General features: G+C 71.9%; 3 protein-coding genes. All 3 read left to right on the forward strand.

Annotated features, from left to right (window positions below; translation table 11 throughout):
• The first annotated feature begins 15 nt into the window (after positions 1–15).
• Entirely contained in the window at positions 16–4,554 is a 4,539-nt protein-coding gene (locus AAW13_RS43300) for a non-ribosomal peptide synthetase (protein WP_206306387.1), read from the forward strand.
• The gene (locus AAW13_RS43305) at positions 4,551–5,363 is read left to right on the forward strand and encodes an FkbM family methyltransferase (RefSeq protein WP_046732732.1); all 813 of its coding nucleotides are present in this window, start codon (positions 4,551–4,553) and stop codon (positions 5,361–5,363) included. The genes AAW13_RS43300 and AAW13_RS43305 overlap by 4 nt, the downstream gene beginning before the upstream one ends.
• A 215-nt stretch (positions 5,364–5,578) precedes the next feature.
• The coding region (locus tag AAW13_RS43310; RefSeq protein WP_240528941.1) for a condensation domain-containing protein at positions 5,579–6,343 on the forward strand (765 nt) is incomplete at its 3' end.

Consider the following 6,343-nt stretch of genomic DNA (forward strand, 5'->3'; position numbering starts at 1 on the left):
ATCCACGCCACCGTGGTGACCGCTCGGGGCGTGGACGGTGACCGGCGTCTGGTCGCCTACGTGGTCCCGGCCGACGCGGCTGCCGGAGTTCCGTCGGTGTCGGAACTGCGTGAGCTTGTGCGTGAGGTGCTGCCGGAGTACATGGTCCCGTCGTTGTTCGTCGAGCTGGCGGCGTTGCCGCTGACCCCGAACGGGAAGATCGACCGTGCCGCGCTGCCCGAGCCGCAGGCCCCGCACGCCGGCTCCTCGTACACTGCTCCGGCGACCGCGACCGAGGAACTGCTGGCCGGTATCTGGGCGCAGGTGCTCGACGTCGACCGGATCGGCACCCAGGACAGCTTCTTCGAACTCGGCGGACACTCCCTGCTCGCCACGCAGGTCATCACCCGCGTCCGCGAAGTCTTCGCGGCCGACATCCCCCTCGCCGCCCTGTTCGACCGGCCCACCGTCCAGAGTCTCGCCGCCCTGGTCGACACCGTCGCGCGCACCGGGAGCGGGCCGATCGGCCGCGCCGACCGTGCGCTGCCGCTGCCGCTGTCGTTCGCGCAGCAACGGCTCTGGTTCCTGGACCAGTTGGAACCGGGGTCGACCGAGTACAACATGTCGACCCGGCTGCACCTGCCCGGCGAGCTGGACCTGCGCGCCCTGGGCGCGGCCCTGGACGCGATCGTCGCCCGCCACGAGGTGCTGCGCACCCGCCTGGTGGCCGACGCCGACGGCGTACCGCACCAGATCATCGACCCGCCCACCTCCCTCCCCCTCCCCGTCATCGACGTGTCGGACCGCGAGGATCCGCGGGGCGCGGTGGGTGAGGTGGTCTACGAGGACGCGCTGACGCCGTTCGACCTGGCGCGGGGGCCTCTGGTCCGGGCGACGCTGGTCCGGGTCGCGGACGACGAGCACGTGCTCGCCCTGGCGTTCCACCACGTCGTCTTCGACGAGTGGTCCGACCGGGCCTTCCAGCACGAACTGTCCGTCGTGTACGAGGCTTTCCGGGCCGGCCGGGCCAGTCCGTTGCCGCCGTTGGCGATCCAGTACGCGGATGTCGCCGCCTGGCAGCGGCAGTGGCTCTCCGGTGATGTACTGGAGGAGCAACTGGGATACTGGCGCGATAAGTTGTCCGGCGCGCGGGATCCGGAGCTGCCCACGGACCGGCCGCGTGAGGCCGCGCGGTCCACCGAGGGGGCGGTGGCCAGGTTCAGGGTGCCGGCGCGCACGGTGGACGCCCTGCGTGCCCTTTCGCGTGAGCACGGCACGACGATGTTCATGACGCTCCTGGCGGCTTTCGACGTCCTCGTGGGCCGGTATGCCCAGTCGGACGACGTCGTGGTGAGCACACCTGTGGCGAACCGGAACCGGGCCGAGACCGAGCAGCTCATCGGCTTCTTCGTGAACACGCTGGTCATGAGGACCGACCTGTCGGGCGACCCGTCCTTCGCGGAACTGCTGACCCGGGTCCGGGAGACGGCCCTCGGCGCGTACGCGCATCAGGACCTGCCGTTCGAGCAGGTGGTGGACGCCATGGCCGACGTACGGGACCGTACCCGTAGTCCTCTCGGGCGGGTGTCGTTCAACTACGCACCGGATGCTCGCAGTTCTGGTGAAGGCGGCGCCTCCGCGGGTGCGGGGGTGGAGACCGGCACGGGTGTGCTGCCGGTGCAGTTCGACATGGTCGTGGCGCTGATGGAGGACGACGGCGCGCTTGCCGGCGAGATCCAGTACAGCACCGCGTTGTTCGACGCGGTGACGGTCGATCGGATGGCGGGGCACATGGTCACATTGCTGGGAGCCGCGGCGTCGGACGCCGGCCGGCCGGTCGGGGAGCTGTCGGTGCTGACCGACGCCGAGTTCGGGCAGGTGGTGGACGGCTGGAACGACACGGCGGTGCCGTTGCCGGCGGTGGGCGGTGTGCAGGAGCTGATCGGCGCGCGGGCCCGCACGGCCCCGGACGCGGTGGCGGTCGTCTTCGGCGACGAGGTGGTGACGTACGGCGCGCTGATGGCGCGGGCGGCCCGGTTGGCGCACCACCTGCGCGGGGCCGGTGTCGGCGCGGAGTCGGTGGTGGGACTGTGCCTGCCGCGCGGGGTGGACATGGTGGTGGCGCTGCTGGCTGTCTGGCAGGCCGGTGGTGCGTATCTGCCGCTGGATCCCGAGTACCCGGCCGAGCGGCTGGAGTTCATGCTCGCCGACAGCGGTGCGTCGCTGCTGGTCGGCACCGAGGACCTGGTGGACGAGCTGCCGGTGGGGCGGCTGCGGACGGTCGTCCTGGACGACCCGGCCGTACGGGAGCAGGTTGCCGGTGAGCCCGACCGGGCGCCCGAAGTGGCCGTACGGCCTGAGCAGTTGGCGTACGTCATCTACACGTCGGGATCGACCGGGCGTCCGAAGGGCGTGCAGGTGACCCACGGGGGTGCCACCAGCCTGGCGGTCGCACAGCGAGCCATGCTGGACACGGACAAGGGATCGGCCGCGGACTCGGATCTGGGCTCGGACACGGGCGTGCGGGTGTTGCAGTTCGCGCCGTTCGGGTTCGACGCCTCCGTGTGGGAGACGCTGATGGCGCTGACCGGCGGCGGCAGCCTCGTGATCGCCGCTCCCCGGGAGCGGGCGGAGCCGGGCCGGTTGGCCGTGCTGCTGGCCCGCGCCGGGGTGGAGGTGGCGACGGTACCGCCGTCGCTGCTGGACGTGCTGCGACCGGCGGACCTGGGCGGAGTGCGGGCCCTGTTCACGGCCGGGGAACGGCTGGAGGGACGCGTCGCCCGGCGCTGGGCCGAAGGGCGGCGGCTGGTCAACGCCTACGGCCCGACCGAGACGACCGTGTGCGCGACGGTGGCCGTGTACGCGGAGGAGGATGCGGACACCCCGCCGATCGGCGGGCCCGTCGCCAACACGCGGGTGTACGTACTGGACGCGAACCTGCGGCCGGTGCCGGTGGGGGCGCCGGGCGAGCTGTTCATCGCCGGCGCTCAGGTGGCCCGGGGCTATCTCGGGCGGCCGGCGCTGACGGGCGAGCGTTTCCTGCCCGACCCGTTCACACGGGACGGCGGACGCATGTACCGGTCGGGGGACCGGGCGTGCCGGCGGGCCGACGGACGGCTGGAGTTCCTGGGCCGCGTCGACGACCAGGTGAAGGTGCGCGGTTTCCGCATCGAACCGGGCGAGATCGAGACCGCCCTCACCGCCCACCCGGCGATCCGCACGGCCGTGGTCACCGCGCACGGCGACGGCCCGGACCGCGCGCTCGCCGCCTACCTGGTGCCGACCGACCACAGCCAGGGCGTCCCCGACGCGGCGGAACTCCGTGCCCTGCTGCTGCGCGGCCTCCCGGAGCACATGGTGCCCGCGGCCTACATGGAACTCTCCCGGCTGCCGCTCACCACCAACGGCAAGGTCGACAGGGCGGCGCTGCCGGTGCCGGAGCGGGACCGCTCCCGCGGCGGCACCCACGTCGCGCCGTCCGGTGCGGCGGAGGAACTCCTCGCGGAGGTCTGGGCCGAGGTGCTGGGCCTGGACCAGGTCGGCACCCAGGACAACTTCTTCGAGCTGGGCGGCAACTCCCTGCTGATCACACAGATCGTCGGCCGCATCCGGGGCGCCGGGCACGACATCAGCGTCGGGGACCTCTTCGACCACCCGACCATCGCGTCCGCCGCGCCGCTGGTCCAGCTGCGCACCGAGGACCCCGAGGTCCGCTCGGCGGTGACCGTCCGCGCCGGTACGGTCCGGCCCGCCGTGTTCGCCGTCCACACCTTCACCGGTGAGGTCGCCGCCTTCGCGGAGGTCGCCGGGTACCTGTCCGAGGGCCAGCAGCTCTACGGGCTCCAGCAGCGCGGCCTGACCGGCGAGGACGCGCCGCCGTCCTCGGTCGAGGAGATGGCGACGACGTACATCGGCGAGGTGCTGCGGCTCCAGCAGGACGGTCCGTACCTGCTCACCGCCCAGTCCGGCAGCTCCTACGTCGCCCTGGAGATGGCCCGGCAGCTGCGGGCCCTGGGCAAGGACGTGGGCGGCGTGCTGCTCATGGCGCCGGCCCGTCAGCCCTTCGCCCGGCGCCTGCCCAGCCGGCCCTTCGACCGCGTGGCCCGCAGGCTCCTGGACAGCGTCGAGCACGCCCTCGCCGCCGCGCCGGGCACGACACTGCCCCCGAGGGACGAGAAGCGGCTGCTGAAGAAGTACGGCGCACCCGACGACGAGATCGGACAGGGCGTCCGCGAAGGCGACAAGCACGCCCTGCGGATCATGCGCGCCCTGATCATCAACCGGCACACGTACGCCTACTACGGCGAGCTGATGCATCGCGGCATGCGTACCTACGACGGCCGTGTCGTGCTGCTGATGCCGCAGGACGACCCCAAGAAGGCGTACGAGTGGACCCTGGAGCAGTGGCGGCGCCCCCTGTCCGCCGAACCCGAGGTCGTGGACGTGCCCGGCAAGCACTCGGACATCTTCCACGAGGGCGGCGCGCGCGCCGTCGGCGCCTATCTGAGCGCTGAGATCGACCGCTGGCAGCGGCCCGCGGGCACCGCCCGGCGCGCGGGAGGGGCGACCGCATGACGGGCCGGTCCCCGGCCGTCGGGGCCGGCGCCTACGAACTGCCCAACGGCCGCGGCATCACCTGCGTCAGCCCCGCAGAGGCCAAGGTCCTCTGGGCGGAGGCCACCGCGGACGGCCTCTACGCGAAGGCCGCGACCGCGCTGCGCCCCGGCGACACCGTCCTCGACGTCGGGGCGAACATCGGGATCGTCTCCCTGATGTTCGGCTGGGCCGTGCCCGGTCTGCGCGTCGTCGCCGTCGAGCCCGCCCCGGCCACGTTCGCGTGCCTGGAATCCAATCTGCGCAGGCATCTGCCGGAGTCCGTCAGTGTGTGCAGCGCGGTGTCCGACCGTGCCGGACACCGCGCTTTCACCTACTATCCGAAGTCCACCGGGAATTCCGGTCTGTTCGCCGACCAGCGGGCCGACGACGAGAACACGCGGATATTCCTCCGCAACTCCGGAATCCCCGAGCAGTACATCGGGGAAATGGTCAGCGGCCTGCACCGCGGTATCGACATGACCGTCCCCACCCTGACCGTCTCCGATCTGATCCGGCAGCACGCGCTGCACCGGATCGACCTGCTCAAGATCGACGTGGAGCGCGCCGAACACCTCGTCCTCGCCGGCGTCGAACCGGACCACTGGCCGCTGATCGGCCACGTCGTCGCCGAAGTCCACGACGAAAAGGGCAGGTTGGCGGAGATCCGCCGCCTCCTCGAAGGCCGTGGGTTCACCGTCGGGATCAGCCAGGACCCCAAACTGGCCGGCACGGACCTGTACGAACTCGCCGCCCGACGCACGCCGACGCGCGCGGCCGCAACCCTCTGACGTGTTCGAATGACGCCCCGCCGCAGTTGAACGCGTTGAACACCACACCGCTGGATGAATGATCCAGCGGTGTGCCATCGTGAAGCGGACTTTTCTCCCAGGGCAGCGCAGCGCACCGTCATCGCACCGTTTTCAGCTTTCTCATTCGCAGGGGACAACTGATGCTTTCTGATGCCAAGCGGGAATTGCTGAAGCGACGCCTCAAGGGAGAGCAGGTGTCTCGCCGGGCATGGGAACCGCGGCCAGGAGGGCCGCTGCCGCTGTCCTTCGCACAGCAGAGGCTGTGGTTCCTGGACCAACTGGAGCCCGGCTCCACCGAGTACAACCTGTCGATGCGGGTCCGGTGGGACGGCGCCCTGGACGTCGCGGCGCTCCAGTCCGCCCTGCGCGGCGTCGTCGCCCGCCACGAGGTGCTGCGCACCCGCCTGGTGGCCGGCGCGGACGGTGTCGCCTGCCAGGTGATCGACCCGCCCGCGGAGTTCCCCCTGACGGTGGTCGACGTCTCCGGCGACGACTCCGACGGGGCGCTGCGCGACCTGGCCGCCGCGGACGCCGTGGTCCCCTTCGACCTGGCGTCCGGACCGCTGATCCGGGGCACCCTGCTGCGCGCGGCCGAGGAGGAGCACGTCCTCGTGGTGGCCCTGCACCACGTGGTGTTCGACGAGTGGTCCGACCAGGTCTTCCACCGTGAACTGATGGCGCTGTACGAGGCGTTCCGGGTCGGGGAGCCCGACCCGTTGCCGCCGCTGGAGGTGCAGTACGCGGACTTCGCGGTGTGGCAGCGGCAGTGGCTGGACGGCGACGTGCTGGAGCGGCAGCTGTCCTACTGGCGTGAGCGGCTGGCCGGCATCGCCGACACCGAACTCCCCGTCGACCGGCCCCGCCCTCCGGTCCGCTCGTCCGCGGGCGCCGCCCTGCGGTTCGCCGTCCCCGACGACGTCACCGAAGCCCTGCGTGAGGTGTCGCGTGAGTGCGGTGTG

Source organism: Streptomyces humi, from assembly GCF_001005085.2.
GTDB classification, from domain to species: domain Bacteria; phylum Actinomycetota; class Actinomycetes; order Streptomycetales; family Streptomycetaceae; genus Streptomyces; species Streptomyces humi.

Bases quoted from the DNA above. Each gene is read 5' to 3' on its own strand.
- AAW13_RS43305 (WP_046732732.1), top strand. From the start codon at position 4,551: ATGACGGGCCGGTCCCCGGCCGTCGGGGCCGGCGCCTACGAACTGCCC.